Origin of the sequence: Kibdelosporangium aridum, from assembly GCF_900176515.1 — a bacterium.
GTDB classification, from domain to species: Bacteria; Actinomycetota; Actinomycetes; order Mycobacteriales; family Pseudonocardiaceae; genus Kibdelosporangium; species Kibdelosporangium aridum.
The window spans coordinates 103,755-130,411 of record NZ_FWXV01000014.1 but is presented as its reverse complement, the minus strand read 5'-3'; the positions used below and the strand labels follow the sequence as shown (position 1 = coordinate 130,411).

Here is a 26,657-nt window from a genome sequence, read left to right as displayed (position 1 = left end):
ACTTCCACAACAAGCGGTAGACGAAGCCGGACCGTCTCTGGCTCTGGCCGGAGCACGGCCTACTTTACTTAGCACGGTCCCAACCTGCTGGCCACTCGGTTCCGAGCCACCGTTCGGCCAGCCTTGACGAGATCGGACAAGCATGGTCACTGTGTGGAACAGTCAGTTATCCTGACTTTACCCGGAGGCAGTCAGAAGAACGGGGAGTTTCGTGCTGAGCCTCTTTGATCGTGAGTCTGAACTCGCTTCTTTGGTTGCCGATGCGCAGGCCATCGCGCACGGGCAGTCTGGCCTCGTTGTCATCGAAGGGGCAGCAGGACTCGGCAAGACGACCCTGGTGGAGGCGTTCTCAGACGAATTGGGGCAGGTGTTGCCTGAAGCGTGCGTGTTGCGTGCCCGATGTGATGAGCTGGAGCGGGACTTCCCGTTCGGGGTGGTGCGGCAACTGTTCGAGTCGCTTGTGGCCGACTGGCCGGAGCAGCAAGCCGAACAGATGTTTTCCGGACCCGCGGAGCCCGCCACCCACGTGTTCTCCTCTGTCCCATGTGTTGGTGAGGCCAACGCACTGGGGGACGCGCCGCGCACTGTGCTGCACGCGTTGTTCAGGTTGACTCTGCGGATCGCTGCGATGGCGCCTCTGGTGCTGGTTGTGGACGATCTTCAGAAAGCTGATCTGCCTTCGCTGCGATGGTTACGTTATTTGGTCCGGAAAACCACAAGATCGCGGGTTCTCGTTGTGCTCACCGTACGCAGTGGCGAGGAAGACGATTCGTTGCGCATCCTCGACCCTGGGCCGGAATGCCGGATTCTTCGACTCGAACGGTTCTCTGAGCAGCAGGTGGTCGATGTGCTGACGGCCAGCCTGCCGTTCAGTGCCCGGCCTGAGCTGGTGGCGTCGTGTGCCCGGCTGACTGGTGGCAATCCGGTGCTCGTGCAGGCGCTGATCACGTCGATGTCTGCGGGCTTCGACCCGGTCACTTCTTTGTCCACGTCGGTCGTGACGCGGTTCGCCGGGTTCGTCCAGTCATGGCTGGACACCGTGTCGGAGCAGACACGTGATTTCGCTGCCGCACTGGCGGTGCTTGGTTCGGCTGACGACGACGTCGCTGTCGGAAGGCTTGCCGAGTTGAGTGACGGCGCCAGTGTGCGTGCCGAGGATCAGCTTCGAGAGTTGGGTTTGCTGGCGGCTGGTACGGAGTTGCGGTGGGCGCACCCGCTTGGCCGTGAGGCGGTGCTCGGCGGGTTGGCACCTGGCCGCAGGAAATCCTTGCATCTGAGTGCGGCCCGGTACTTGTTCGAGCAGGACGCTGACCCAGAACGCATCTGCGCGCACCTGCTCAACGTGCCTGCACCGCAGGAACCATGGGTGGCTGGGACGTTGTTGAGGGCGGCGAGTGATGCTGCAATGCGGGGCGCGCCGGACAGCGTCGTGCGTTATCTGGGGCGGGCGCTCGAGGAGCAGTTGAGTGACGGGGAACGGCTTGCTGCCGAGCTGGATCTCGGCTTGGCCGAAGCGGTCCAGCGCCCGGCGCACGCGTGGCGTCGGCTGACCGGTGTGCTGGAGCGGGTGACTGATCCAGTGGTACGGGCAACTACTGCCGAAGTGCTCGCCGACGTGCTCCTGCGCGAAGGCCGGCCTGCGGACGCGGAAGCGGTGCTCTCCCAGGTGTCAACGGAGTTGGCGCCGGTCGATCGTGAGCTCGCGCTTCGGCTCGACGCCGTCCGGCTTGCCGGTCAGGTCCTACATGGCGCGACTGAACCATTGCTGGGCGAGTTGGAAAAGGCTGGGACCGGCGAAACACCCGGAGAACGTGCGATGCTCGCGGTGCTGGCCGCTGTGGCGGTTGTCGCGCCGGGATGGGACGCCGAGCGAGTCGCCGCGTTGGCAGAACGGGCATTGGCGCGTGGCGTGGCGGATTTGCCGCCGTTCACAGTTCAACACGCAGTTCGTGCGCTCGCAGCGGCGGGTTCAGCCGCGAACGCTGCTCGATACTGCGACGAGGCCATACGGCACGCCACGCGGGCTAGGGCTGTGCTTGGGCTGGTCACGCTCATCGATGCGCGCTCCCGTATCGCGTTGCTTACGGGAGACCTCGATGAAGCTCGAAAACTCAACGAGGAAGCGATGGTCAACCTGCCCCTTGAGCATTGGGGCAGGCTCCGGCACATACCGCTGGCGACCAGGATGGCCGTATTCACCGAGCGTGGTGAGATCGAAGCCGCTGGCCAGGTGGCCGACGACCTACTGGACCTGCCGGCTGTGGTCGATGTGCGGCTGGAATGCGCGTACGTCCGGGCAGCACAGGGTTGGCCGCGTGATGCGCTGCGGCTGGCGTTGGAGTACGCGCAGGCCCACCCGTGGGAAGGACAGCCCGCTCAATTGCTCGCTGCAAGGTTGCATGCGGAACTCGGCGAAACCGAGCCAGCGCAACGATTGGCGACGCAGGCGTGGGAGCAGGCCAACGCCTGGGGAACGGCCCGCGCCATCGGTGCGGCGCTGCGCACCTTGGGCGAGCTGGCGTCTGGCCAGGTGGCAGTGGACTTGTTGACTCGTTCAGCTGAGGTGCTCGACACAACGGAGACGCGGCTGGAGATGGCGAAGTCGTTGCTGAGCCTGGCAACTGCACAAGCACGGCAGGGGCGCGCAAGTGTCGCTCGTCGTACGTTCAAGGCCGCGCGGGCGGAAGCTGAATGGTGTCGCGCCTCCGGACTCGCTGACGCCGCACGCGCCGGAATGATGTCCGCGGGAGCGCGGCCGCGTTCTCGTGCGGTCACAGGGATCGAGGCACTCACCGCTGGAGAGCGGCGTGTTGCCGACCGGGCCGCGAGCGGACAGTCCAATCGCGACATCGCCGCAGCGCTACACCTCACGCTCAGAACGGTGGAAACGCACTTGAGTGCCGTCTACCGCAAGCTGGGGATCAGCAGCCGGACACAACTAGCCGACGTTCTGCGGCCCTGAATTTTCGTGGTTGTCCTCGTGGTCGTACCACGATTTGCCGGACCATCGTGGATCGCATGATCGTGTTATGACAACTCGCGAAACTCTTCTGACCAAGACGCGGTGGCTGCTCGTCGGTGCTGCGTCGACCGCGGTAGCTGTTGCTGGCGTGAGCATTCTGCCCGCGACGGCTGCGTCCAGCGATGACGTGCAACAGCAGCCGACGGGCAACCACGTGGTGGGCGAGCCGTGGCCGGCGGACGCGAACCCGCCACTGCTCTACCAGACACATGAGGTGCGCAACCCGCGTGGCATCTTGTTCGTGGCAGGCCAGACGCCCAAGAGCCCGGATGGCAAGACCTATGTGCACCAGTGGGACATGCCCGCGCAGATCGACCGGAATTTCGACCAGGTCATCGAGCAGGTCCGCAAGGCGGGTTACCAGCCGTCGGACATCACGCAACTGCGGTACTCGACCACCGACGAGGACCTGTTCGTGAAGAACTTCGACCGGGTCGCGGCTCGGTTGCAAAAAGAGGGCATCAAGCCCACCAGCGCGGCTATCGGCGTCGAGCGGCTGGCTCAGCCAGGCGTGCTGCTGGAGATTGAAGCCGTTGCAGTGCGGTGAACTCTGGGCGGGTCGTGCGTACCCTGTCAGTGTCTCGTGGTCTGCGGCCGGTCGCGACCGCAGACCACGAGACACATTCCGAGGACGCTGGGCGTGATCAAACTGAACGGCTGCGGATGGCTGCTGCGGCTACCTCGCCGAGGTACATGGTCGGTGCCACGGTGTGGCCGCTGACCAGGTGGGGGAACACGGAGGCGTCCGCGACGTAAAGGCCTGCGACGTCACGAACTTGGAAGTCTGGGTCGACGACTACCTGTGGGTCTGAGAGGTGTCCCATTCGGGCTGTGCCGACGGGGTGGTACATCGTTCCGGCGTCGGCACGGATGAGGTCGCGGTAGACGTCGTCGGTGGCGTTGACGGCTGGGTGGACGAACTCCGAGTACGGTTCGAGCGTTTTGGTCGTGAGCAGCCGGTGGGCGCGCCGCAGGCCGGTGACGAACTCGTCGATGTCGCGTGGATCGCTGAGGTAGCCGGGGTTGATCACCGGGGCCACCGCGGGATCTGGGGAGGCGAGTTGGAGTGAACCGCGGCTGTGCGGATGTAGCTGCACTACCAGGATGTAGTAGCCGGCCCGATCGTCTTTGTCTGGTACGTCGGCGAAGTAGGCGCCGTTGCCGAAGTCGGGGTTGTAGCTCAGCAGCGCCTCGAAGTCCGGCCACGGGGTGCGGCGATTGGTTTTGAAGAAGCCGACGTTGTTCTCCTGGAAGTAGTTCGCAGGGCCGGATCGGTCGCGTAGCCACTGCTGGATCCACTCGTCCTTGGCCGCCATGGGGATCGAGCCGGTCGTGCCGCGCCGGCCGAGACCGCGCAGGCGGACCCCGAGGTGGTCTTGCAGGTTCGCGCCGACGCCAGGAACGTCGGCCACGACGTCGATGCCGAGTGAACGCAGGTGCTGTGCCGGACCGATGCCGGAGAGCATGAGTAGTTGTGGCGTGTTGTAGGCGCCTGCGGCGAGCACGACACCGCGCCGGGCGCGTAATTCGACTGACTGACCGTTGCGTGTGTACCGCACGCCATTAGCACGGCGGCCGTGGAACAGGATCTTGGTCGCGTAGGCTCCTGTGAGGACAGTGAGATTGGGGCGCTTGCGCACATCGGGGGAGAGCAGTGCGTCGGCCGGGGTGCGCCGCCGGTGTTCCGGAAATGTCGTCTCGAACCGGTCGACCACATAGGGCGACTCGGCGTCGACGTCGCCCCGCGGTCCGAACCTGGCTTCCATGAAGGCATCGGCGAGTCGATCACTCAGCGGCGTCGCGCGATCCAGTGGAGCGAGCTGGATGGGGCCGCCGGAGCCACGCAGCGGGCTGGCTGCGGCTCGTGTGTGTCCTCCAGGCGTTTGAACGTTTGGATCGCGTTAGCGCCGCTCAGTCTGGTTGCGCCGGCACGACGCATGGAGTCGTAGTCAGCGGGCACACCGCGCAGCCACGCGCCGACGTTGATTGCAGCGGATCCGCCGATCACTCTGCCGCGTGGCTGCGCGATGGCCCTGCCACCTAGTTCCGGCTGACTCGTGGTCGAGTACGCCCAGTCGTACTCGGTGCCCCACACCCGGAAGAACGCGCCCTGGATCCGGCTGACCTCGTTGGTGTTCTCGCCGCCTGCTTCCAGCAGCACGACGGAGACGCGGCGGTCCTCTGAGAGCCGGGACGCCAGTACCGTTCCCGCCGGGCCGCTGCCCACCACGATGTAGTCGGTTGTTCCGGTTCCAGCTGCTGTCCGCTCGGCAGCTGTGGCAGGGGAGCCGACTGCGGCGACGCCAAGGGTTGCTCCGGTGGAGCGCAACAAAGTCCGTCGGTTGATCATCGCGGATCTCCGTCTGTTTCTGTAGGAAAGTCTTGTGCGTGCCGGACAGAGGGTCAGGCGGTCGTGGGACCGGTGAGCTGCCAGGCGCTCTGCCAGGCCCATTCGTTGTGTGCGTTGATCGTGATGTTCAGCAATGCCAGCTCTTCCAGCGAACGAGCCATGCGCAGACCGCCAACGTCGACGGGGCGGAAACCCAGCGACGCCAACAGTTCGGCGACGGTCGCCTTCGCGGACTCGTCGTCGCCGGCGTAGAAACCATCCAGTGGTTGGCCGTCTTCGCTGGTGTTGGTCAGCCGCGACGCGAACACGGTGTTGAAAGCCTTGACCACACGGGCTTGGGGTGCGGCGGCGACCAACGCCTCGACGTGGCTGTTGCCTGAGGTGGTCAGCTCGGTGTACGACTCGTTCAACGGGTTGGTGGCATCGATGACGACTTTGCCGGTGACAGCGTCGCCGAGCTGATCGAGGACGTCGACAGCAGCACCTGCTGGCACAGCCAGTACCACCACGTCCGCGTCGACAGCGGCTTCCGCTGGGGTTTCTGCCGCCGTGGCGCCGGTGTCCCCGGCGAGCTTGACCGCGTGTTCGTGATGGGCTGCCGCGACGCTGACCTGATGTCCGGTTGCGATAGCCGCTGTGGCGAGGCTGCCGCCGACGTTGCCCGTTCCGATGATTGCGATGCGCATGATAGTCCTCCTCGTTCGAATTACTTCAAGCTTGAACGAAGAGTATGCTCGTTTTGTTCAAGCGTCAAGTAAACTCCGGCTGTGGCGCACGACTCAGAAGACCGTGGAATACCCGGGGATGTTCGATGGCTGACGGCCGGACAGCGGTTGGTGTGGATGGACATGTTCCGGGTGCTGACCCGGTTGCCGGCTGCCCTCGATGCTCAACTGGAGCGCGATAGTGGCCTGACATTCTTCGAGTACCACGTGCTGGCGCTGTTGTCCGAGGTGCCCGGCCATACTCTGCGGCTGAGCCGGGTCGCCCAGCTCATCAGTTCGTCGCTGTCACGGCTGTCCAATGTGGTCAAGCGGTTGGAAGCCCGTGGCCTGGTGCGGCGCGAGCCTGACCCCGACGACGGTCGCGCCACCCGTGCTGTGCTCACTGACGCCGGCATGGCCACAGTCGAGCAAGCCGCTCCCGGTCACGTCGCCAACGTTCGTGACCTCATCATCGACGCACTCGACGAGGCTCAGCTCGAAGCGCTACGCGTTGCCCACCAACAGATCCTCACCCGCCTGGACCCAGTGGCCATCACCCGTCCTGAATGGCTCGAAACCTGAGTCATCGGCCGGGAATCCGCTGCATTGCGCCAGAATCTGCGAAGCCGTGTCATTCGCTCTGTGGTCGCTCACGCGCCGGTGTCGCCGAGGGGCACTACTTGGCGGCACGCTGTTCCAGACGGTTCGATGTGCCAATTAGGATTGGTCTGTGGCGCTTCGGGAGATGAAGGTACAGCGGACCCGCCAGGCGATCGTGGCTGTCGGGGCGGGGTTGTTCCTGTCGCAGGGGTACGACGCGACGACCATGGAACAGATCGCCGAACGCGCTGAGGTTGGTAAGTCGACGCTCTACCGGTACTTCCCGACCAAGGAGGATGTCCTTCTCGGCTCGTTCAGCGCCCGGATGGGGGTCACCGCTGAGCTGGTGCGCTCCCGGCCTGCCGATGAGGATCTCTCCGTCGTGCTCGGCCACGTCGTGCGTGCTTATGTCCAGGTGAACGACGCGGCCACCCGTGAGTTGCGCGCGATCATCGACGCCCACCCCGCCGCGCGGGCGAAGGTGTGGGATCTGGTCGCCCAGGAGCAGGCGTTGCTCGAGGCGGCGCTCGCCGAGCGTCTCGGACTGGATGCTCCGGATCTGGGTGTGGTGATGTCTGCGCGCATCGCGACCACGCTGGCGGTGGTCGCGTCGGAGAACGTCCTCGGTGATCATCGGCCTCTTGACGAGCGGATCGAGCGCATTCTGCGTGATCTGGATCATGCCCGGATCGTGTTTCCGTCCGTCCCGTCAGGCGTCTGACCTCCCAGTTTCTGTTTCTGCACGAGTTGGCGGCCAATCGCCCGTTCTGACACATCGTCTATAGTGGGTCATCGTCCCACTTGGTTCGATGTGTCAGGAGGTGAAGGTGTCATGGTTGAGCTCGACTCGCTCACTCTTGACGCGTTCGAGATCGTCGGCCTACCTGTGGGCAGCGGTGGCCCGTCCGCGCTGGCCACAGACGACACCCTTGACTGGATCCCCGCCCGTGCGCCCGGAGGCGTGCACACCGCTCTGCTCGAGGCCGGCCGGATCGACGACCCGTACTACGGGGCGAACGAGCGCGCCGCGGAGTGGGTGGAGAAGCTTGAGTGGTGGTACCGCGCGCGGTTTGACGCCGATGTTCCCGCCGGGACAACGCGCACCCGTCTGGTCTTCGACGGATTGGACACCGTCGTCGACATTTGGCTCAATGGCCGCCGCCTCGGCCATCACGAGAACCAATTCCGGGCGGTGGAGTATGACGTCACCGAGGTGCTCGCCGAGGAAAACGTGCTGCTCCTGCGATTTCGCCCACCGCTCGAGGGCTTGACGACGCCCGACAGCAGCACGCGAATGGTCCGGCGCATGCAACTTCTCCGCAAGCTCACCCGCTCGTCGGACACCGGGGATCCGTTGGGTGCGATGACCGCCCTGCAACACGCGACGGGCCGGCGAAAGGCGGCGATGTCGTGGGGCTGGGACTTCGGGCCGAACTTGCCCGCGATCGGCATCTGGCGCCCGGTGCGGCTTGTCCACGACCGCAGCGCCACAATCCGTTCCTACCGGGTCGTACTCGATGAGCTTTCCGAGGACCACCGCAGCGGCCGGATCCGCGTGGACGTGGAGATCGAGACGCTCGCGCCGCGAACGCACACTGCCGAGGTGCGGCTGACGAGTCCCACCGGCCGCGTGCTCACGACCCATTTGCCATTCCCCGCGGACCGGGGCACTGGTACGGCGCAGGTCTTCCTGCCTGTGGTCGATCCGGAGCTGTGGTGGACCCATGATCTCGGCGATCCGACTCTGCACACGGTCGACATCGTGCTTCGGGCCGAGGACGAACCAGTGCACACCGTCCAGAGCCGGGTGGGGCTACGCACCATCGCGCTCGATCAAGGCATCGACACCGAGGAGGGTGGACGGCGCTTTCGTTTCCTGCTCAACGGCGTGCCTGTCTTCGCCCGTGGCGGCAACTGGCTCACCCCGCACATGCTGACCGGCGGGATCACCGCTGACACCTATTGCGATCTGGTCGGGCTGGCCCGGGACGGCAACCTCACGATGTTGCGGGTATGGGGCGGCGGAATCTACGAGCACGACGCCTTCTACGACGTCTGCGACGAGCTCGGCGTCCTTGTCTGGCAGGACTTCATGTTCGCCTGCATCAGCTACCCGAGTGCCGACGCGCGGCTGCAGGCCGAGGTGCGAGCCGAAGCCGAGTATCAGGTCCGGCGCCTGCGCAACCACGCGTGCCTCGCACTGTGGTGCGGCAACAACGAAGTCGAGTGGCTGCACGGGATGATTTTCTGGACCCGGCGCAAGGGCGACTGGGGACACCACTTCTTCCACGACATCCTCCCGACCACGGTCGCCGAACACGACGGCGTCGTTCCGTACTGGCCGGGCAGCCCGTTCGGGAGCGGCGGACCATTCGGGACCAACGGCTCGCGCGACGGCGATCGGCACAATTGGGAGGTCTGGCACGGCGCAGGTGCCCGTGTCGGGAGCAAGAGGTACCCCACCCACGGTGATGCCCGGCACTACCGCCGCTACGGCTACGACCGCGGCAAGTTCATCTCCGAGTTCGGCATTCATGCCTCCCCAGAGCTCTCCACCCTCCAGCGCTGGTTGCCGGCCGACGCCTTGGTCGTGCACAGCGAGATCTTTGACCTGCACAACAAGGACCACCCCAAGGACAAGGGTGACGAACTACTCGCGGTCACCACGGGGATGCCCCAGGACCTCGACGAGTACATCGCCTTCACCCAAGCCGTCCAGGCCGAGGGGATGGCATTCGCCGTCGAGCACTTCCGGCGCCGCCAGCCGCACACCAGCGGTGCGCTGGTCTGGAGCTTCAACGACGTCTGGCCAGCGTTCAGTTGGTCGCTTGTGGACTTCGATCGGGTGCCAAAGGCTGCCTACTACGCCGTTGCGCGGGCGAGCACGCCGGTCGCGCTGAGCTTCCGGGACCGCGACGACGGCGGCCTGGAGCTGTGGCTGGTCAACAACACACGGGACACCGTGGATCTCGCGGCAGAGGTGGAGCTCGGCCGTTTCGACGGCACCACCCGGCGGACGATTTCCGTCAACGGCACGGCGGCATCGTCGACCTCGGTTCCAATCTGGACTGGTAACGCGAGCCAGGTGGAGCGCTCCCCTGAGCACTACGCGTGGGTGACTGGTCCAGGGGGACTGCACGCGCGCCACTACTTCACCGAGATCGGACGGCTGCGCACCGGCTCGTCCCGGCTTCTTGTCAACCGCGAACGCACTGCGCCGGGCACGGTCACTCTGTGGATCGAGTCTGTCGGCTTCAGCTACTTCGTCCACGCGAGCAGCCCCGTTCCCGGCATGCGCTTCAGCGACAACTATTTCGACCTCCGCGACCGCGACCGCGTTGAGATCACGGTGACTGGAGTCCCCGACGACCTCGACCTCAAGGCGATCACGGTGGCCTCGTACCCGTGGCCGGGGGAGTGGCGACCGGTTGACCACGCCGCTGGATCGGAGGCTCGGCGATGACCACCTTCGCTGCGAAGGAAAACATCTCCATGGCGGATAAACGTGTGCTCTCCGTCCAACTTTTCAGCGTGCGCCAACAACTTGCGACCGACCTGCCTGGCACGCTTGCCGACCTGGCGAAGCGGGGGTTCCGGTTCGTCGAACCCTTCGGACTGGGCAGCCCCGGGATCGAGCCGGGACAGCGTGTCGCCATCGCGACCCAGGTGCGGGGCGTGCTCGACGGCCTCGGTCTCGGGGTCTCGGCGGTGCACGCGGGCCTGACCGCGGCCGACGACCTGGCCGGGTCCGTCGAGTTGCTCGCGCAGGAGTGCCGTGAGTTCGGCACCGACACGGTGTTCGTCCCGCATCCCCGACTCGTGCCTGGCCACGACGAGAAGTCGTTCACCAATGCCGACCGCGTCACTGACCTTGCCCGGGTACTGACCGAGGCGGCCGACCGGGCAGCGGACCTCGGGCTGCGTCTCGGCTATCACAACCACTGGTTCGAGTGGTCGGATCTGGGTGACGGGTCCACGGGTTATCAGCGATTCTGGGCCGCGGCCGGACCGGCGTTGGTTGCAGAGGTGGACATGTTCTGGGCCCGCGTCGCGGGCCAAGACCCCAGCGCGGTCGTTGCGGGTCTCGGCGATCGGGTCGCAGCGGTGCACCTGAAGGACGGCCCATCGGTCCCGGGTGCGCCGCAGACCCCACTCGGCACAGGCATTCTCAACGTCTCGGATCTGCAGGGTGCGATCAAGAACATTCCGTGGCACGTGGTGGAGATCGACCTTACCGAGGGCGATCCGCTAGATCTGTTGGGCCGTAACGCTCACACGCTTGTTGAGCAGGGGGTTTCCCAGTGGTGACGCGCAACAGCGGCGGCAGGGAGCAACGTGCCCACGAAGGCCACGGTCGACACCGCTATACGAAGGAGGATTCAACATCGTGATGGGGCTGACGAGCTTTCCCCTGTGGCGCCAACTACGTCCGGGGCAGCGAGCTGACTTGTGTGTGCTCGACGTCGAGTCCGGAACGACCACACTCCTGCTGAGCAGCACCGACTGTCTGATCGAGGCCCCGCAGTTCCACCCCGACGGCCGGCACTTGGTGGTCAACGGGAATGGCGTGTTGCTTCGGGTGGATATCGGCGGCTCCCGGAGTTTGAGCCCGATACCCACCGACGGACTGCCCCCGATCAACAACGATCACGTTCTCACCCCCGATGGCAAGTGGCACATCGTTTCCGCAGTTGACGGTCACCTGTACCGAGTGCCGTGGAACGGGGGTAAAGCCGAGCAGGTGACGGTCGCCAAAGAGCCGGAACGGCACTTCCGGCACTTTCTACACGGCATCTCGGCCGATGGCCGCACCCTTACCTATGTAGGCATGGAAATGGCAGACGGCGTGGAGTGGGGCCGTCGTGCAGTGTGGACACTGGACCTCGACACCGGGCAGGAGGAACTCGTCGGGGACGGTTACTCGCCCGCCGACGGGCCGGAGTTCTCTCCCGACGGGGCGGCGCTGTACTTCAACTCCGAATTCCGGTCCACCGTCGCGGGGCACGCCCAGCTGTTCCGGCGGGACCTGACGACCGGGGTCGTGGACCAACTGACGGACGACGACCGCGTCAACTGGTTTCCCCATCCATCGCCCGACGGCACCCTTCTGGCGTACCTGAGCTACCCACCGGGCACGGTCGGCCACCCGGCCGACTTGCCCGTCGAGTTGCGCCTTCTTACGTTGCCGCATGGCACTCCGCGGTCGCTGGTCGCCCTGGATGGTGGTCAAGGAACCATCAATGTCAACAGCTGGGCTCCCGACTCCAGGCGGTTCGCGTTCGTCGCGTACCCAATTGGTGCGGGACACGCCAGCGATGCGCGCTCATGAGGTAGCTACCCAATCACCTGGCTGCCGTCGCAGTACTAGCCCGCCACGGTAATCCGCTGTGTCGGGAGTCATACGTCCCGTGTCGCACGTGGCCGCAAGGCCCGCACGGACAAGAGAAAGAAGGAAAAACGAATGAAGAAATCCCTTAGAGGTCGCGCGGTCGCGATCGCTGCGTCCATGACGGTCCTCGGCGTCGGCCTCGGACTTGCCGCGCCAGCGGTCGCCTCAGCGGCAGTCGCCGTGGACTGTCGTGAGGTCATTTACAGGTACGACCGCTCCCACAAGGATTTCCTGGACGCACAGCACCTCTACAACATTTATCGCGAGCGAGGCGATGAGGCTGGCGCGAGTCGCTACCGGCTGCAAATGAACGTTGCCCAGGCAACCGCCGCGATAGGCTACGGCGACTGCGCCCCGTACATGGGACAGGAACGGCCCGACCCCGTCCGTTGGTGAGTCGTGCTGATCCACGTCGAGCACGACCAAGTTGAGTTGATTGCCCGACAGGTCTTCCACCCACGGTGACAGGTTCGCGCCAGCGCCCTTGAGGGCTCTGGCGCGAACTGTTGGAGTGGAGACGTGCACGAGTATGTCCAATATGGACAAGACTGATGATTCTCGACCGCTGGGCTCGTGGACATCAGCATGCCAGAGTGGCCGAGCGTGCAGAGAAGTTCGGCCCATTCCTGGGTCGATGGCCCTTGGTCAGGTGACGAGGTAGTCGGCCATCATGGCCATGTCCTCGTGCTCCAAGTTGTGGCAGTGAAGCATGTACCTACCGGGGTAGTCGGTGAACCGCACGAGTATTTCGGCGGCCTGTGCCGGTTCGAGGCCGAGTGTGTCCTTCCAGCCGTGGTCGTACGGCCCTGGTTCTTCGCCGTCGCGCGCCAGCACCTGGAAGTGGTCGAGGTGTAGGTGAACGGGGTGGTGCACGTCGGTGATGAACCGCCAGCGCTCGACCTCGCCGAGCCGCGGCGTGGCCAGCGGCCGTGCCGGGTCGTAGGGTTGCCCGTTGATCATCCAGCCGTCTTCTTCGCCACGGTTCTGGAACAGGAAGTCACGTGTCACCGTTGCGGTCGCTGGATCGAGAAGCCGCATCGTAGAGAGCTGCTCGGGAACCATGGTGTCGTCGACGGACGCGTGCGAACTGACGTCGAAGGCGAGTACCTCGGTTGTTCTGCCTGTGCCAAGGGTGTTGCGCAACCTGACGCGGGTTCCGGGAGCGTACCGTGCGAAATCGATGACGACGTCGGCTCGTTCCGCAGAAGCCAGCTGGAGAGAATCGTGCGCCCTAGGGCGATCGAGGAGTCCGCCGTCACTGCCGATCTGGACGATGCCACCGCCGCCAGGCGGTTGGGGATCCAGTTCGAACCTGTAGCGCCGCGCGTTCGAGGCGTTGAGCAACCTCAGCCGGTAGCGCAGCCGTTGCACACGCGTGATGGGCGACGGGGCACCGTTAACCAGAATCACGTCTCCGAGCACACCATTCATGTACGGCGGCGTGACACCGGGAGAGTGCAGGTCTGGATGCACACTCGGGTATGGCATCGCGCCGTCGGCGTCGAACGCCCGGTCGGTGATCAGCAAGGGGATGTCCCGATCGCCGCAGGGTAACGGCAACCTGTCCTCTTCGTCGTCGTGGACCAGATGGAAGCCGGCCAGTCCATACCAGACGCTCTGCCCTGTGAAACCCATCCGGTGATCGTGGTACCACAGCGTCGCGGCGCGCTGCTCGAACGGATACACGTACTCACGTGAGCCGACCACAGGGATGCCCGGTAGTGCGGGCATCATCCCCATGTGCGCCAGGTGATCCGTGTGCCCGCCGTCGGGAAGGATCATATCGCCCGGGTATCCGTCACTGTCCTGTGGCGTGTGGCCACCATGCAGATGGACGACCACTGGATGCGGCAGCTTGTTGACGTGCTTGACGACTGTGCGCCGGCCGGAACGGGAGACGAGTGTCGGCCCCGGGAACGTGCCTTGGTACGTCCACAGTGGAGTGCGGTATCCGGGGATGATCTCGGCGACGGCGGGCTGCTGGGTGATTTCGTAGTAGTCGGTCGTCGCGTCCGTGTGCGACGGCTGCAGGACCGGCGGGATCGGCAGAGGTACTTGATACGGCTCGGGAATCGGGATCGTACTGCGTAGCAATGTGCCCGGCTCTCCCGTCGAAACCAGCCCACAGCCCGACGTGGACAGGTTCACGGCGCCACCGACAGCCACCGCTGCCAGTCCGAACAGCCTACGTCGTGACAACTTGTGTCTCATCGGGACTCCTGCGTCATCGGCCGCCATGCCCACACCAGCAGAAGCAGAAGCGCGGCCGTGATGAGAACGCCGAACGGGACATGCAGGCTCAACGTCCTGGTATACCCCAAGAGGGCCTGCCCCACCGACACCACAAGACAGACCAGGCTGACCCACATCGGCCACGATGGCCCACGCCCCGGTCGGTGCAACAGCACGCCTGCAACGGTCATCGCGGTCACGATCAGCACCGAGACCGTAGAGTTGTCCCGGTGTAGAGCCAACATGTCGAAGTGGCCTGCCAGTAAGCCACCGGCCAGTGCGGCTTGCGCGAACATAGATAACGCGGCGAACGTCACCATCACCCGGAACAACCACAGCGGCCATCCGCGTGGACGTAATCCAATCACCTCCACATGATTAGCTATGGAAGACTCCTATGTGGCCGTTCAGCTACGTGAGGCATGTTTCTGCCAGCGGACAGAAGGCAGGCGGCCTGTGCACTGACCTGAGCCGCCTCCTGCAACGCAGATGCCACTGCGGTACGGACAGCTTTGCGTTCGCCGCTTACTCGGGTGCGAATGAGATCGAGGCGCGTGCTGCGGAGTCGCAAGGCATGCAGTTCCCGGTCGACGTTCGTTGGGGTGGCTGCCAAAGTTGCTTTGATTGCGTCGAGTGTGGCGGTGCTGCTGGCAGCGAGCTGGCGTTGTGCCCATCGCTTGGTGATGGCGAGGCCGGCCAGGAGCGCGCAGGCGCAGCCGATTGCGCTTTCCAGCAAGCGATCGGCCACTAGGGCGGGCAAGGGCCCGGCTCGGCCGGTGTGCGCGATGAGGATCGCCAGCGGGGTGATGAATACCAGCGCGAGAGCGTAGCTGCGGATGACGACGAACTCCGCGCCGAACATCAGCAACCCCAGTAAGACGGCGATGACATACGGTGCGGGGTCGCTGGAGAGAATGGCGGCAGCCACGATGACTCCGGCGCAGGATCCGAGCAGGTAATGCGTGACGCGTAGCCGGACGACCGCGCCGTGGCTGCCGGTGCCCATTGCCGCCGCGCCCGCCGCCATCGCCCAGTAGGAGCGGCTGGTTCCCAATGCTGAGGCGACCGCATTGGCGAGGACCCCGGCGACGAACACCGTTCCGCCTACCCGAGCGGACATGAACAACGCGGGGGAGCGCCGGATGTGGAACTCCCACCAGTCCCGAAAGGACAGCCGGGGTGAGGTAGTCGCGACGGTGGTGTGTCGTAGCAGAACCGTGCGCACCGCGGTTTCCAGGACGGCGATGACGACGCATCCACAGCCAGCAGCGAGAACGAGCAGGGCGTTGCGAACTGCATGGCCTGAAGGCAACCCGGTGGCCACCGCGGTGGCGATCACGATCACCGACATGCCCGGTGGTGGGATCGCCAGCGCGGGAACGAGGAGGGTGGCGATCGCCGCGACGACCGCCGTGCAGACCACGGCCCAGAAGCGATGTGTGCTCAGCAGCCCGGCCACGAGCACTGCGAACGACAGGCTCAGCGCGATTCCAGTGAGCGTGAGGGCGGCGCGCCACCGCACGTCGCGCGGGGCGTATTGAGAGGTGAAGCAGCCGAGGACGGCGACGAGTCCCCAATCGGGTCGGTGAGCTGCGACGGCAACGGCCACGGCAATACCCGTGCAGACACCCGTGCGGGCGGCGGGGATCAGCCGCGGTGGGCCCGCGCTCCCTACCAGGGCGCGGACCCACCTCCTGCCCGGCTGGTCGACCTGTGCGGCGGTCATCATGTCGTTCCCCTCGGGCCGACGGCTGGGCGATCAGAACGGGTACGGGGTGTGCCGGTCGGCAACGGTGATCCAGCGGGTCTCGGTGAAGAACTCCACCCCCCAGTCGCTGCCGAAGTGGCCGAAACCGCTGTCCTTGACGCCGCCCACAGGCGCTTCTGGCTCGTCGGCGACGGACTGGTCGTTGACGTGGACCGAGCCGTGCTCCAGCCGGCGGGCGAGTGCGAGGCCGCGGCCGGAGTTCTCCGTGTAGATACCGCTGCTCAAGCCGTATGCCGTATCGTTGGCCAGCGCCAGGGCTTGCTCGTCGTCGTCCACCGCGTGGATCGTCGCGACCGGACCGAAAACCTCCTCGGAGTAGATGCGCATGTCCGGAGTGATCCCGTCCAGCACCGTCGGCGGGTGGTACGCGCCTTCGGGTTTGCCGCCGCCGTACAGGACACGCGCTCCCTTGGCCACAGCGTCCGCGACGAGACCGGCGACCCGCTCGGCCGCCCGTGCGTTGATCATCGGTCCGACGATCGTGTGCTCGTCGCTGGTGTTACCCCTGTCCAGTGCGCGGACCTTGTCGACGAACTTCGCCGTGAACTCGTCCACCACAGCGCGGTGGACGATGACTCGGTCGACGCACAGGCAGATCTGCCCGGCGTTGAGGAACTTCGCCAGGGCGATGCCGTTGGCCGCGTAGTCCAGGTCGGCGTCGTCGAGCACGAGGATCGGATTCTTGCCACCCAGTTCCAGCATGACTGGCTTGAGTTCGCGCCCGGCGATCGAGCCGACGATGCGCCCGACGGTTGTCGAGCCGGTGAAGTTGACGCGCCGGACGCGCTTGTCGGAAATGAGTGCGTCGACGACTGCCGGTGCGTCCGCCCGATCGTTGGTGATGACGTTGATGGCACCGGCGGGCACACCGGCCTCGCGCAGCACGTCCGCGAGGAAGTACCCGGAGGTGAGCGGGGCGTCCTCGCTCGGCCGGATGACCACGGGGTTGCCTGTCGCGAGAGCGACCGCGACCGCCCGGGTGCACAGGATCAGCGGTCCGTTCCACGGAACGAAGGCCACCACCACGCCCGCAGGTGCTTTGACGGCCATGGACCACTGCCCGGGGACATCGGTGGACAGCAGCGTGCCACTCGGGCGGGTAGCCATCGTGGCGGCCTGGCGCAGGAGCGTGACCGACATGGAGATGTTGAACTCAGCCCACGTGCGGGTACCGGCGGTCTCCTGGCGCATGAGTTCGGCGAACTGCTCGGTCCGTTCGACCATCAGGTCGGCGGCACGCTCGAGGATGCGTCGCCGCTCGGACGGAGCAGTGCCGGCCCAGGTGTCGAATGCGGCGTGGGCAGCGTCGACGACACGAGTGACGTCAGCGACGTCCGCAGCGGGAAAACGCGCGTACACCTGTCCGGTCACGGGGTTTAAGTCATCGGTCGTGCGGCCGGACAAGGCTTGGAGTTCGCTGTCACCGGCGAGGAAGCCACGGGTGATGACATTGCTGTTCGGGGCGGGAATATCGGTGACGGTCATCGTCTCCTCCTGGGAGATGCAAGCGGGATGGTGGGTAAGCGGATCGGGGTGCTCGGACGGGCGGTGCGCACCGCCCGTCCGAAATGGAGCGTCACACCGACGGGGCCGCGTGGGTGTCCAGGGTGGGGCTCAGCAAGTCGGTGAGGCCCACACGCTCGTAGAACTGGCTGCGGATGCGGTCGCCGAGGGCGTTGACCTCTTCCGCGCCGTCGTTGGCCGGGTCGATGTGCACTCGGAACGGCCGCTGCCCCTTGGGCAGATCGACGACCCGGGTGATCTGGCGGGCGACCTCGGCCGGGTCGGCGTCGGGCGGGGAGAGCTCGGCGAGTTTGGCCGTCACCTGCTCCATCAGACCCGCGTACAACGTCTCGTACGCCTCGGCGACCGCCTGGTCAGCGGGGTATCCGGCGTGTGCGAAATGGTTGGTGCCGCTGGTGAAGGAGCCCGGCACGATGATGGTCGTGTCGATGCCGAAGCGGGCGAGTTCGGCGGCGTAGCTGACCGCGAGCGAGTCCTCCGCGGCCTTGGCGGCGAAATAGGGGGCGAGGTATGGCGGGGTGCCGCCGCGAGTCGAGGTGGATCCGACCCAGACCACCAGACCGTCGCGCTGCGCCCGCAGGTGTGGCAGGACCGCTCGGTTGACCCGCTGTGTCGACAGGACGTTCGTGTCGTAGACGGACGCGATCTGCTCGGGTGTGAACGCCTCTGTCGGGCCGAGCACCATGTGCCCGGCGTTGTGGATGATGACGTCGATGCGGTCGGAGTTTTCCAGGACGTGCGTGACGGCGTCGTCTACGGACACCTGGTCTGACACGTCCATTTCCAGTGCGCGCAGATCGACGGCGTTCGTCGTGGCGTACTCCTGCAGGTCCCGTACCGCGGCGGCGTTGCGGCCCGTTGTGCCGCGGATGCCTGCGTACACGGTGTGCCCGGCATTGGCCAGTTCACGGGCGGTCATCGCTCCGAAGCCACTCGACGCCCCGGTGATGATGATGGTCTTGGACATGGTGTTACCTCCTTGGTCGGGTGTGTCTACTTCGGAGAGTCAGGCGATTCCGCCGTTGGCGTAGAGGATCTGGCCGTTGACCCAGCGAGCGGGTCCGGCGAGGAACGCGACAACCTCGGCGATGTCCGCAGGCGTGCCGAGCCGCTCCAGTGGCGCCATGTTCGCGAGGTGATCGATCGCGTCCTGGTCCTTGCCGTTGAGGAACAGCGGTGTCGCTGTGGGGCCGGGAGCGACCGCATTCACGGTGATGTCGCGGCCTCGCAGTTCCCGGGCCAGGGTCAGGGTGACGGCGTCGACCGCGCCTTTGGTGGCGGCATAGGCGGTGTAGGTGGGCAGCGCGAGCCGCACGACCGAAGAGGAGAAGTTCACCAACGCACCGCCGCGGCGCAGCCTGCTGGCCGCCTGCTGGTTGACGACGAAGGTGCCCCGGATGTTGGTCCGGTGCATCCGGTCCAGATCGGCGAGTTCAAGGTCGACCAGCGGCGAGAGCAGCATGATTCCAGCGGTGTGCACGACGACGTCGACACCGCCGTAGAGCCGTTCCACTTCGTCGAACAGGGTGGCGACCTGCTTCTCGTCGGCGACGTCCGCGCCAACGCTGGTCGCGGTAGCGCCGGCGGCGACGAGGGACTCGACTACTTCCTTGGCGCGGTCCGGGTTTCCGGCATAATGCACGACGACTGTCATGCCGTCTGCCGCGAGTCGTTGACAGATGTCGCGGCCGATGCCGCCAGAACCGCCTGTGACAATGGCGACTCTCGGAGTGTCGGGAGTGGACACGGCAAGTTCCTTCCGATTGTGGGATCCGTTTCGGTTGCCACAACACTCGTCCGCTTGCCGCTGAGCGGGCATCTGTCATCGCACTGACGCGTTCGTGGCGTAGGGCACTAGGTCATCGCCGTGCGTCTTGGGTCAAACGACTGATGCAGGATCCGCCCCGGACCGGGCAGAGTGCTTGTTGTGGCACACGACCGCGACCGTGAACCCCGTTTTCGCTTCGATACCGCGCTGTTCAGGGACCGGGCGCTGCTCGACATGCTCGACGGTGCGGTGACCTCGGCCCACGCCGCAGATGTCGCGGCGGTCCAGACGCTGCTGGACCAGCTCACCGCCACGTCGGCGCTCGACCTGCTCCGGTTTGAGCAACACGCGGCTACAGCCGCGGGCGCGGGCCGTGCGGAGGTGTACGAAGTACTCAGAACCGCGGCGGAAGCCGAGCGGGACGCACTGCGCCTGCTCGCACGGCGATGCCTGGAACTGGGCGGCGTGCTAGACCTGGACCCCGAGACGGTGGCCCGGCGTTCGGTGACGACGTACCGCGCTTACGCGATGACTGAGCACATAGGGCTACTGCGGGAGAACCTGCTCGCGAAGCGCCTGATGATCCAGGTCTACTTGGAGGCTGTCAGGTGGCTCGGGGACGGTGACCCGACCAGCCGGCGAGTGGTGGAGCAGCTGCTGGAGTCCGCTGAGCACACGGCTACGGCCCTGGCCACCGTGCTGCAGCGCTATGAAGAGTCTCGGCCCTACTGAAGTTCGTGTTCGTTGTCGAGTGTGGCGAGTGCGTCCCGTAAGGCGGCTCGTGAGGTGATTCCGAGCTTGGGGAACGTTTTGTAGAGATGGGAGCCCACGGTCCGGTGCGAGAGGAACAGCTTCGCGCCGATTTCCTTGTTGGACAGGCCGCCTGCAGCCAGCTTCGCGATCTCGAGTTCCTGCGCGGTCAACTGGCCTGTGGCATCCTTCGGTGCTCGCGGCGCTTGGTGACCAGTAGCGCGCAGCTCCGTCCGGGTCCGAGTGACCCATGGGTGCGCGCCGAGCCGCTGGAACACGTCGAGTGCGGAGAGCAATGGTTCCCGCGCGTCGACCACCAGCCGCATCCGCCGGAGCCGCTCGCCGTAGGCCAGCTCAATGCGTGCCCGTTCGAACGGCCACGATTCGCTCGATGGCGTGCTCAAGGCGATCCGGAACAGCTCGACAGCCTCGTCGTCCGGAGCGACGAGAGCCGCCGCGCCCCGCTGCAGCATCAGCATCCGTGGGGAGATGGCACCGACATCGGCTTCACGCATGACCTGCACGTGGGCGTCAGCGTCCGCCGCGCGTCCCAACCTCGTGGCCGACTCGACAAGGTCGTACATCACCCAGGTGGCGTGCGGCACGTGTGAGGCGAGCACACCGGGCGGGCTCACTGCGGTGGCGTGTTCATAGGCACGCTCAAGATCGCCCTGCCCTAGCGCGGAAAGCACCTCGACGTGGTGCGCGAACACCTCTGCGCTGTGAACGCCGCGCGATGCTGCCCATCCCAGGGTCTTCCCGGCCCATTCCGATGCGATGTCATGCTGTCCACGAACTGCGGCCACGAGGCCCTTGTGGAACCAGAAATACCAGGAGAAGAACGGGAATCCGTTGGCGGCGCACACATCGAGCGCCTCGTCGGCCAACGCGTCCTGCTCGTCCCACCGGCCACTGAGGTAGGCATCCAGGCACAGGTGCTTCAGCGCACCGATGTAACGCCGGGTAGGACCGCCGTCACGGCCCTGACGAACCGTCACCCAGGACCTCTCGCGGCAATCGGCGAGCCGGTCGACGTAGACCGCCGCAGTGCCGATGCGCATTACCCGGGTGGGGTCAGGTTCGGTGGCGAGGCTGGCGTAGATCGCTGGGGCATCCGGCAGCGACGAAACAGCGGTCCGGACCGGATCGGGGAATGTCTTGCTCGCGTACGCGAGAACGTCCGGGGGAGCGGGTTCCATCCGGTTCAGTGCGCGATAGAACGGTTCCCAGAGCTCGGGCCGTCCACCGAACCAGCAGAGCAACAGAAGGGTGTGCATCGCCTCGACGAGAGGTCCGTCGGACGCGGAAAAGCCGTGTGAGCCGTTCTCGATGGCGGCGACCAGCAAGCGGTGCGCGGTCGTGACGTGGCCGTCCTCGTTGAGCATGAGGAACACGGCGGCACAGGCAGCCAACAGTGAAGTCGACAGATCGGGTTCGATACGTCGCGCGTCCGCGAGTAGGTGCTGCGCGGCCTGGAGATCACCGTTGATCTCAGCACCGATGTATGCGGCCTCCGCCAGCCGCCTGCTGCGGTCGCTGCCGTCCACACTCAGTTCGGCGGCTCTCGTCAACGCGGACACCGCACCCACGGAATCTCCCCGGGAAAGCATGTCCCTGGACGCGTCGTGCAGCAGTTGCGCGACGGTGGCATCGGGCCCGATGGCGGCCTCGGCCAGGTGCCATGCTCGCCGTTCGACATCGTGCGGTAGCGCTTCGGCCAGTAACTCGTGCGCCTGCCGTCGTTCGGTATGCGTGGACGCCTCGACGAGCGCGGAGCGGATCAGCGGATGCCGGAAAGCCAGGCGCGCGGTGGCGTCGTCAACGGTGATGAGCTGGGCGCGTTCGGCGGCGTCCAGACTGCCTGCGGCCATGGCTCCGCGACAGGCCCTTTCCAATACCCGTAAGTCACCCGTTCCGTCCAGGACGGCGACGAGAAGAACCTGTCGCGTGGCATCCGGCAACACGCCGATCCGAGACTCGAACAGGGCCTGCAGCCTCGCCGTCAGCGGCACCACGCCGGTTGGCGATGGGGACGCAGTGGTGAACGTGGCGCTCGGCAGTTCCAGGATCGCGAGTGGATTGCCTTGGGCCTCTGCCAGGAGGCGCTCACGCAGGCGAGGCCGCAGCGAGGGGAAGCGGCTGTCCATCAGCTCAGCGGATGCCGTCTGATCGAGCGGCTCGACCACCAGCGCGGGCAGATCGCAGTGTTCTACGTACTCGCCGGCCTCGGTACGCACCGCCGCGAGAAAACCGATACGAATACCTTTGAGACGCCGCGCGATGAACGTCAGAACGGCCGCGCTGGCCCGATCGACCCATTGCATGTCGTCAAGAGCGATCAGGACCGGGTGGTCCTGCGCCACGCGACGGAGCAGGCTCAGCGCCGCGTTGCACACCATCAGACGCTCTGGGACAGCGCCGGTGCCGAACCCCAACGCGACACGCAACGCCTCGGCCAGCGCTGGTGTCAGCTCATCCAACTGATCCAGCACAGGCAGCAAAGCTTGGTTGAGACAAGAGAAACTGACATCCGCCTCGTACTCCACCCCCGAGGCCTGCAGCACGAGGATCCCCTCTGCCTCCGCACGACGCAGTGCATCCGCGACAAGGGCGCTCTTACCGATTCCCGGCTCGCCGGACACGATCAGACTGGCGCCCCCATGACGCATTTCGTCGAGGAAAGCGTGCAGACGCTCACGCTCATGCTCGCGTCCGAGGAGCTGCACATCGCCTGGCTCAGTCATGTCCGTCCCCTTTTGGTGCTGCTCGCGCTGCGTGTGGACGGCACGCGCAAGCGCTCGGCATACCCTAAGTACGTTGGCTCAACTGGTCAAGGCTGTGTCTTCGTCGGACAAATCCTTTCCAGGATTGAAAGTTACGTGTGCGTCGGTCGCGAAAACCGAGTGACGCCTGTGATTTCTATCTCTTTCCACAATGGATCTTGTTGCTGGGCTGTCTTGTCCGGCAGCGGGAACGGTCATCGCTGTGTTCGCGGCCCGCGAGGCTGAAGGCCGAACCATGTCAACCGCATGACGAATTCGGCGGCTGCCTCCGGTGTCACGTCACCGTTTCGGACATACCAGATCGACAGACGTTCACATGCCCCAAGGAGAATCTCCGCGCTGGCTTCGAGTAGTAACCGGTTCGCATCAGGGAGATACGCCGCGAGCAACTCGATGTGCAGGCGGATCTGTTCCTGGCGGGCCGCTTCGATCTCGGCGAGCGCGGCGGGGCCGACCACTGCGGTCTCCGTGCGCAACAGTTTCCACGAGCTGCGGTGCTCGTCGGTGAACCGGAAGAACGCCACCAAGCCTCGGCGCAGCGCGTCCTCCGGAGACCGCGCGTCCAGCACAGACTGTGCCGTCAGTTGCTGCAGTTGTGAGCGCACGTGACGGATGCAGGCCACGAGCAACCCTTCCTTGGAACCGAAGTACTCGTACAGCACTGGCTTGGAGACGCCGACCAGATCAGCGATGTCGTCCATCAGCGCTGCGGAATACCCTCGCTCGGCAAAGACCGCCTCGGCGACCTGGGTTATCTGCCGCATCCGATCCGCACGTGACATCCGGGGCCGTCGTGCCGCCTTCGCAGGCACACTGGTCATGACCGTGTCCGTACAGCTGGTGCTCCTGTTCCGTTCCGGATGGCACTGTCGTGAGAGGACAAACTAGCTGCGACGCGTGCGGCGAGCGATGGTTCGAGCAATGCTTCGGGCCGGTCCAGGAGGTTGGTGATTCTGAGAAAAGCCGTTCCCACTGCGGCGTCCGTCGACGCGGCCGGGTATATCTGTTCAAGGTATGCGGTGAACGCGGCGATTTCAGCTGGCTTGGGCTCGGTGGTTTCGTCGAAGCGCAGGTCGGTGTTGGCGGCGATGGTCCACGGGTTGTCGATGACTTCCACAGCGGCGGTGAAGAACTGTTTCGCGAGTGAGCCCCTTGCGCCGTGCAGCACCTCACCCAGTAGTTCGGCTTCCATTGCGGCGACTGAGATCCCTTGCCCGTAGACCGGGTTGAAGCTGCACAGGGCGTCGCCGATCACCAGGTAACCGTCGGGGAGATCGTGGAGCCGTTCGTAGTGCCTGCGGACGCTGGCCGGGTAGTGGGTCTTCACCGGTTCGCTGATTCGGACGGCTGTGGCGAGGAAGTCGGTGACCTCCGCGGTCGGCAGTGTCCGGGCAAAGACATCGAGACCCTCGTCGTCCAACGGTGGCTGCTCGCCGTGGATTCCGCCGGTGGTCAGGATGAACCTGTCTTCCTCGATGGCGAGCAGGAAGGCTCCGCGAGGTGAACCCGGGAAGACCGCGACGGATGTGCCTGCCCTGCCATCCAGGTGGTGCGGTTCGCGGCGGTATTCCCGCGTGACGTAGGTGATACCGACTGGGATCCTGGTTTCGACCGGTGGAGTGAGCCCACGCTGGGTGAGCCAGTGAGGTGTGCGGCTGGCCCGTCCGGTGGCGTCGACGACAAGGTGGGCTCGGATCTCGGTGGGCTCGGCGCCGTCGGCTTTAGGTTCGATCACAACACCGATGACAGCGCTGTTGCCCGGTGCTGTCATCAGCTCCAGCACGTCGCAGGCATCCTGAATGACCACATTGGACAATCCGCGCACCCGTGTGCGGATTACGTGCTCCAGCAGCCGGCGGCTGGCTGCGTATCCAGTGATGCCGGACGGGGACGGGTTCACCAGATGACCGTCCAGGTACCAGTGGATGTCGGACTGCACGTCGAGGCGGAGGGCGCCCGCTGTCACGAGGTCGTCGTCGAAACCGGGCAACAGGCTGTTGATCGCCGCGATACCTCGGGCCAGCAGGCCGTGCACGTGCTTTCCCTGGGGCACCCCTCGCCGGTCAGTTGGATCAGTGGGCAACTCGTCGCGGTCGATCACGACGACTTGCTCGAAGTGCTCGCTGAGTGCGGTCGCGGCCAGCAGCCCGGCCACGCTCCCGCCGAGGACGATCGCCCTCGTGCTGCTGTCCGTGAGGTGATCGTGTGGTAGTGGACTGTTCGTCTTCCAGGTCATTCACTGCTCATTTCGGGCTGGCATCGGCTTCATTTGGGGAAGACCCATGCCTGACCACGTGGTAATTGGTAAGTCCTTGGAGGTATGTGTGCTACTGGCTCGACATGGCCGTGTTTCAGTGCCGGTCAAGCGCGTCGCGGCGGGAGACGCCACATGGAATCGCCGGTCACGTGCTGGCACACCAGGGACCTGGGTGCATTACGACTTCGTGGTCCGGCACAACTCCCCGAAGTGGGGACGTGATCTCCATACACGGCACGGTAGGCATGGCTGCCGCCCTCGACTTGATAACCGAGGACAAGTTTTTAGCATTTGACGACAAGTGAACGTCGTCGCGGCGAGATCTTGAGACGTGGATCTAGGACAGGGCTTTCTTAGCCCGCGCGCCTGATCTCCTCTGCTCGGTGGCCCACGCCCGGCGTAGTTTCAAAGGCGGCCCTCCGAACCAGCGGTGGCAGGCACGGGTGAAGCCGCTCTGCTGGGTGTAGCCGAGCAGGTCGCTGATCGAGCTGATGGGGAGCGCGGAGTGCCTCAGGTAGTGCTCGGCGCGTTCCCGGCGAACGTCGTCGACCAGGGCATCGAACGTGACACCGAACGGAGCCAACCAGCGGTGCAGCGTGCGTGGGTGGACGCCGAGCAACGACGCGACAGCACCGACATGCGCTCGCCCGGTCGGCAGTGTTTGAACGACCAGACTCCGGACCCGGTCGGGCAGGTCGTCGTCGGCCCGCACCGCCCCCTCCCGGAGGTACTGCTCGACGAGCTCGCCGACGAGCGGGTCCGCTGTCGGCCGTTGGCGTGTCAGGTCTTCGCCGCGGATGTCGAACCCGCAGTGGTCAGCGTCGAACGTGACTGGGCAGTCGAAGTACTCCCGGTAGGACGCTTCAGTGCCCAACGCGGAATGCGGCAGTGACGCGCGCAGCGGCCGGAAGGTTGGCCCCATCAGCAGCTTGGCGATGCCGTGCGAAACCCCGAGGGCAAGTTCATGGATCTGCGACGTGCCGGGCAGCCCACGGGCACGCAGCTCGACCACATACCGCCGCCGACCCTCGCCAAGCTCGACAAGACTGGTCCGCAGAGCGGTGGTGTAGGTGGGCATGTGCCGCGCCATCCGGTGGATCGCCTCTTCCGCAGTCCGTGAGTACCGGGCCGCCAGGGCCACCGGCCCGAGGATGTCGATGCTCTGCCTGCGTGCCAGCCGACGGCCGAAGTCCGGGCAGTCCAGCTCACCCGCCGCGTACTCCAACGACTGCGCCAGCGCGGCGAACGGGACGAAGGAATCCTGCTGTTCCAGTTGCTCCGCGGTCAGCTGTACCCGCGCGAACAGCGGTTCCGGATCGCCTCCGAGCTCGAGCACGAGGGACGCGAACCCTTTCAGGGCACTGGCCCGAACAAAATCCACCACGTAACCGTAAGGGCAAGGCCTGCCCTGAACCGCCAATCCGACCGTTCCGGGTGACTCCATGTCACACTCTGGACGGCTCCGCTCCCATGGTCGGCGAACTGGCAGAGCGCTGCCCGGGGGCCTACT

At 65.5% G+C, this 26,657-nt stretch carries 22 protein-coding genes; 9 read left to right on the top strand and 13 right to left on the bottom strand.

Going from position 1 to position 26,657, the window contains the following annotated elements; genetic code table 11:
* Nucleotides 1-211: 211 nt before the first annotated feature.
* Nucleotides 212-2,962: an ATP-binding protein gene (locus tag B9C43_RS49120; RefSeq protein ID WP_084434184.1), complete on the top strand. Its 2,751-nt coding sequence runs from the start codon at nt 212-214 to the stop codon at nt 2,960-2,962.
* 67 nt (nt 2,963-3,029) lie between these two features.
* A complete protein-coding gene (locus B9C43_RS49115) occupies nt 3,030-3,569 on the top strand; it encodes a RidA family protein (protein WP_084434183.1) in 540 nt (179 codons plus the stop codon).
* 97 nt (nt 3,570-3,666) lie between these two features.
* On the opposite strand, the gene B9C43_RS59815 is transcribed toward B9C43_RS49115, so the two are convergent.
* From B9C43_RS59815 to B9C43_RS49100, 3 genes are read right to left on the bottom strand one after another with little or no spacing between them, the layout of a single operon-like run.
* The gene (locus B9C43_RS59815; protein WP_084434182.1) at nt 3,667-4,788 is read right to left on the bottom strand and encodes a GMC family oxidoreductase; all 1,122 of its coding nucleotides are present in this window, start codon (nt 4,786-4,788) and stop codon (nt 3,667-3,669) included.
* Nucleotides 4,789-4,811: 23 nt separating this feature from the next.
* Nucleotides 4,812-5,372: a GMC family oxidoreductase N-terminal domain-containing protein gene (locus B9C43_RS59810; protein ID WP_160097291.1), complete on the bottom strand. Its 561-nt coding sequence runs from the start codon at nt 5,370-5,372 to the stop codon at nt 4,812-4,814.
* 53 nt (nt 5,373-5,425) lie between these two features.
* Entirely contained in the window at nt 5,426-6,058 is a 633-nt protein-coding gene (locus B9C43_RS49100; protein ID WP_084434180.1) for an NADPH-dependent F420 reductase, read from the bottom strand.
* Nucleotides 6,059-6,139: 81 nt separating this feature from the next.
* On the opposite strand from B9C43_RS49100, the gene B9C43_RS49095 reads away from it, so the two are divergent.
* The 6 genes from B9C43_RS49095 to B9C43_RS49070 all read left to right on the top strand — a co-directional run bounded on the left by B9C43_RS49095 (nt 6,140) and on the right by B9C43_RS49070 (nt 12,461).
* Nucleotides 6,140-6,658 carry a MarR family winged helix-turn-helix transcriptional regulator gene (locus B9C43_RS49095; RefSeq protein ID WP_235039283.1) on the top strand — a complete coding sequence of 173 codons (519 nt, stop codon included), beginning with the start codon at nt 6,140-6,142 and terminating at the stop codon, nt 6,656-6,658.
* A gap of 148 nt (nt 6,659-6,806) precedes the next feature.
* Nucleotides 6,807-7,397: a TetR/AcrR family transcriptional regulator gene (locus B9C43_RS49090; protein WP_084434178.1), complete on the top strand. Its 591-nt coding sequence runs from the start codon at nt 6,807-6,809 to the stop codon at nt 7,395-7,397.
* Nucleotides 7,398-7,508: 111 nt separating this feature from the next.
* Nucleotides 7,509-10,139 (top strand): glycoside hydrolase family 2 protein, encoded by a 2,631-nt coding sequence (locus tag B9C43_RS49085; RefSeq protein ID WP_084434177.1) that lies wholly within the window; start codon nt 7,509-7,511, stop codon nt 10,137-10,139.
* Nucleotides 10,140-10,207: 68 nt separating this feature from the next.
* Nucleotides 10,208-10,984: a sugar phosphate isomerase/epimerase family protein gene (locus tag B9C43_RS49080; RefSeq protein WP_235039282.1), complete on the top strand. Its 777-nt coding sequence runs from the start codon at nt 10,208-10,210 to the stop codon at nt 10,982-10,984.
* Nucleotides 10,985-11,129: 145 nt separating this feature from the next.
* Nucleotides 11,130-12,005 carry a TolB family protein gene (locus B9C43_RS49075; RefSeq protein ID WP_200826049.1) on the top strand — a complete coding sequence of 292 codons (876 nt, stop codon included), beginning with the start codon at nt 11,130-11,132 and terminating at the stop codon, nt 12,003-12,005.
* Between the two features lie 132 nt (nt 12,006-12,137).
* Nucleotides 12,138-12,461, top strand: coding sequence for a hypothetical protein (locus tag B9C43_RS49070; RefSeq protein ID WP_084434175.1), 324 nt, complete (start codon nt 12,138-12,140; stop codon nt 12,459-12,461).
* Between the two features lie 249 nt (nt 12,462-12,710).
* On the opposite strand, the gene B9C43_RS49065 is transcribed toward B9C43_RS49070, so the two are convergent.
* The 6 genes from B9C43_RS49065 to B9C43_RS49040 form a co-directional block, all read right to left on the bottom strand.
* Nucleotides 12,711-14,276 (bottom strand): multicopper oxidase family protein, encoded by a 1,566-nt coding sequence (locus tag B9C43_RS49065; RefSeq protein ID WP_084434174.1) that lies wholly within the window; start codon nt 14,274-14,276, stop codon nt 12,711-12,713.
* Complete coding sequence (locus B9C43_RS49060; RefSeq protein ID WP_143447135.1) at nt 14,273-14,665, bottom strand: hypothetical protein; 393 nt, start codon at nt 14,663-14,665, stop codon at nt 14,273-14,275. Before B9C43_RS49060 ends, B9C43_RS49065 begins: the two co-directional genes overlap by 4 nt.
* Before the next feature lie 14 nt (nt 14,666-14,679).
* The gene (locus B9C43_RS49055) at nt 14,680-15,756 is read right to left on the bottom strand and encodes an FUSC family protein (RefSeq protein ID WP_160097289.1); all 1,077 of its coding nucleotides are present in this window, start codon (nt 15,754-15,756) and stop codon (nt 14,680-14,682) included.
* A gap of 300 nt (nt 15,757-16,056) precedes the next feature.
* Complete coding sequence (locus B9C43_RS49050) at nt 16,057-17,550, bottom strand: aldehyde dehydrogenase (protein ID WP_084434171.1); 1,494 nt, start codon at nt 17,548-17,550, stop codon at nt 16,057-16,059.
* A gap of 91 nt (nt 17,551-17,641) precedes the next feature.
* Nucleotides 17,642-18,556: an SDR family oxidoreductase gene (locus B9C43_RS49045; protein WP_084434170.1), complete on the bottom strand. Its 915-nt coding sequence runs from the start codon at nt 18,554-18,556 to the stop codon at nt 17,642-17,644.
* A gap of 39 nt (nt 18,557-18,595) precedes the next feature.
* Nucleotides 18,596-19,336: an SDR family oxidoreductase gene (locus tag B9C43_RS49040; RefSeq protein ID WP_235039281.1), complete on the bottom strand. Its 741-nt coding sequence runs from the start codon at nt 19,334-19,336 to the stop codon at nt 18,596-18,598.
* Nucleotides 19,337-19,516: 180 nt separating this feature from the next.
* Between B9C43_RS49040 and B9C43_RS49035 the strand changes: the two genes are divergently transcribed.
* Nucleotides 19,517-20,089, top strand: coding sequence for a ferritin-like domain-containing protein (locus B9C43_RS49035; protein ID WP_143447134.1), 573 nt, complete (start codon nt 19,517-19,519; stop codon nt 20,087-20,089).
* Here the strand turns inward: B9C43_RS49035 and B9C43_RS49030 are convergent.
* The 4 genes from B9C43_RS49030 to B9C43_RS49015 form a co-directional block, all read right to left on the bottom strand.
* On the bottom strand, nt 20,083-22,851 hold the full coding sequence (locus tag B9C43_RS49030) for a helix-turn-helix transcriptional regulator (protein ID WP_084434167.1): 2,769 nt from the start codon (nt 22,849-22,851) through the stop codon (nt 20,083-20,085). The genes B9C43_RS49035 and B9C43_RS49030 overlap by 7 nt on opposite strands.
* A gap of 233 nt (nt 22,852-23,084) precedes the next feature.
* Nucleotides 23,085-23,711, bottom strand: a complete 627-nt coding sequence (locus B9C43_RS49025; protein ID WP_033386385.1) for a TetR/AcrR family transcriptional regulator — start codon at nt 23,709-23,711, stop codon at nt 23,085-23,087.
* Complete coding sequence (locus tag B9C43_RS49020; protein ID WP_084434166.1) at nt 23,708-25,126, bottom strand: NAD(P)/FAD-dependent oxidoreductase; 1,419 nt, start codon at nt 25,124-25,126, stop codon at nt 23,708-23,710. Before B9C43_RS49020 ends, B9C43_RS49025 begins: the two co-directional genes overlap by 4 nt.
* 358 nt (nt 25,127-25,484) lie before the next feature.
* Nucleotides 25,485-26,528, bottom strand: a complete 1,044-nt coding sequence (locus B9C43_RS49015; RefSeq protein WP_160097287.1) for an AraC family transcriptional regulator — start codon at nt 26,526-26,528, stop codon at nt 25,485-25,487.
* Nucleotides 26,529-26,657: the final 129 nt, after the last annotated feature.

Excerpts from the sequence above, each read along its gene's own strand:
- B9C43_RS49050 (WP_084434171.1), bottom strand. The coding sequence starts at position 17,550 with ATGACCGTCACCGATATTCCCGCCCCGAACAGCAATGTCATCACCCGT.
- B9C43_RS49100 (WP_084434180.1), bottom strand. The coding sequence starts at position 6,058 with ATGCGCATCGCAATCATCGGAACGGGCAACGTCGGCGGCAGCCTCGCC.
- B9C43_RS59815 (WP_084434182.1), bottom strand. The coding sequence starts at position 4,788 with ATGGAAGCCAGGTTCGGACCGCGGGGCGACGTCGACGCCGAGTCGCCC.
- B9C43_RS49045 (WP_084434170.1), bottom strand. The coding sequence starts at position 18,556 with ATGTCCAAGACCATCATCATCACCGGGGCGTCGAGTGGCTTCGGAGCG.
- B9C43_RS49030 (WP_084434167.1), bottom strand. The coding sequence starts at position 22,851 with ATGACTGAGCCAGGCGATGTGCAGCTCCTCGGACGCGAGCATGAGCGT.
- B9C43_RS59810 (WP_160097291.1), bottom strand. The coding sequence starts at position 5,372 with ATGATCAACCGACGGACTTTGTTGCGCTCCACCGGAGCAACCCTTGGC.
- B9C43_RS49025 (WP_033386385.1), bottom strand. The coding sequence starts at position 23,711 with ATGACCAGTGTGCCTGCGAAGGCGGCACGACGGCCCCGGATGTCACGT.
- B9C43_RS49065 (WP_084434174.1), bottom strand. The coding sequence starts at position 14,276 with ATGAGACACAAGTTGTCACGACGTAGGCTGTTCGGACTGGCAGCGGTG.
- B9C43_RS49085 (WP_084434177.1), top strand. The coding sequence starts at position 7,509 with ATGGTTGAGCTCGACTCGCTCACTCTTGACGCGTTCGAGATCGTCGGC.
- B9C43_RS49020 (WP_084434166.1), bottom strand. The coding sequence starts at position 25,126 with ATGACCTGGAAGACGAACAGTCCACTACCACACGATCACCTCACGGAC.
- B9C43_RS49115 (WP_084434183.1), top strand. The coding sequence starts at position 3,030 with ATGACAACTCGCGAAACTCTTCTGACCAAGACGCGGTGGCTGCTCGTC.
- B9C43_RS49070 (WP_084434175.1), top strand. The coding sequence starts at position 12,138 with ATGAAGAAATCCCTTAGAGGTCGCGCGGTCGCGATCGCTGCGTCCATG.